General features: G+C 65.2%; 1 pseudogene. It reads right to left on the bottom strand.

Annotated features, from left to right (window positions below):
* Positions 1–35 precede the first annotated feature (35 nt).
* Positions 36–1,199: pseudogene (locus ACFQE0_RS27425) on the bottom strand (IS3 family transposase).
* Positions 1,200–1,260 lie beyond the last annotated feature (61 nt).

Genomic DNA, 1,260 nt, shown 5'->3' with positions numbered 1-1,260 from the left:
GTGATCGGCCCCCACGAGGTGGTCCAAGGTCAAAGTTAGTGCAGGGTTGGTCGCTGGACCACGGCGAGCTTGGCCGGTGCAGCCGGCCTAGCGGCTATAGCTGGCACGAACACCTCTGGCGCTGGCGGCCGGTAGCCCAATGCGCCATGCGGCCGAACCGTATTGTAGTGCCGTCGCCAGCCCTCGATCATGATCTGCGCCTCCTTGAGCGTGTAAAAAATCTCGCCATTCAGCAGCTCGTTGCGTATCTGTGCGTTGAAGCTCTCGACATATCCGTTCTCCCACGGCGAACCAGGGGTGATGTAGGCCGTCCTTGCGCCAACGGCCGCAATCCAGGACTGCACCGACTTGGCGATGAACTCCGGACCATTGTCTGACCGAATGTGCGCCGGCACGCCGCGCAGGATGAACAGGTCGGACAGCACATCGATCACGTCGGCCGCCTTGAGCTTGCGATCCACTCGGATGGCCAGGCACTCGCGGCTGAACTCGTCGAGGACGTTGAGCATCCGGAACTTGCGCCCGTCGTGGGTGCGCGTCTCGACGAAGTCGTAGGACCAGACGTGATTGCGGTGCTCCGGGCGCAGCCGGATACAGGAACCATCCCCGTCCCACAGCCGTGCGCGCTGGGCTGGCGGGCCGGGACCTTCAGCCCCTCCTGCCGCCATAGGCGCTCGACCCGCTTGTCGTTGACCAGCCAGCCGTCCGCCCGCAGTAGGGCGGCGACCTTCCGATAGCCGTAGCGCCCGTAGCTACGGGCAAATTCGATCAGCTCGGCGACGAGCGCCGCCTCGTCATCTTTGCCCCGCGGCGCCTTGCGCTGTGTCGAGCGATGCTGCCCGAGTGCCTTGCAGGCCCGACGCTCGGAGACCTTCAGCACGGTCCGGACATGCTCGATGCAGGCGCGTCGGCGCGCGGGGCTGGTCAGTTTCCCGGGCGGCTTCCTGCAGGATCAGCTTGTCCAGGGTGAGATCGGCGATGGCTTTTCTGAGCCGCTGGTTCTCCGTCTCCAGATCCTTCATCCGCCGGACCTGATCCGACTTCAGGCCGCCGTACTCACGCCGCCAGCGGTAGTAGGTCACCTCACTCACGCCGATCGCGCGGATCGCCTCCGCCACGCTCTGGCCTTGCCCGACCAGCACGTCCGCCTGCCGCAGCTTGGCGACGATCTCCTCAGGCTTGGGTCGCTTCCTCGACATCGATCCGTCCTCCAGGCTCAAAGCCATACCAAAGGGCGGACCACTTCATTGGGGGCGGATC

It is taken from the genome of Methylobacterium komagatae (assembly GCF_042661665.1).
Classification (GTDB): domain Bacteria; phylum Pseudomonadota; class Alphaproteobacteria; order Rhizobiales; family Beijerinckiaceae; genus Methylobacterium; species Methylobacterium komagatae.
The sequence above is the reverse complement of the archived record's forward strand: the minus strand, read 5'-3'. Positions and strand labels throughout refer to the sequence as shown.